1 protein-coding gene is annotated in these 232 nt (G+C 38.8%); it reads left to right on the forward strand.

Annotated features, from left to right (window positions below; all coding sequences use genetic code 11):
• The coding region (locus IQR33_RS20915) for a hypothetical protein (protein ID WP_193844015.1) at positions 1-232 on the forward strand (232 nt) is incomplete at both ends.

Below are 232 nucleotides of genomic sequence, written 5' to 3' on the forward strand. Positions count from 1 at the left end.
CGTCTATGTTTGAATTTTTGGGTGTAACAGCAGCTGACGGTCTTGAGCAACTTAAAGAACCGGAAAGGTCTTATTACGAATATGTAATAGAGCATGGCGACACGGGGCTGTACAAAGCCATGCCGTGGAAAAGTAAACGAGATTTACTTCTTACTTACAAAGGTGAGATTGAAGAGTGTACTTTAATCTCTAGCAAGCTAAACAATATACATCCTAAATACATACGTACAAT

This window comes from Vibrio sp. OPT46 (assembly GCF_015163535.1).
Taxonomy (GTDB): domain Bacteria; phylum Pseudomonadota; class Gammaproteobacteria; order Enterobacterales; family Vibrionaceae; genus Vibrio; species Vibrio alginolyticus.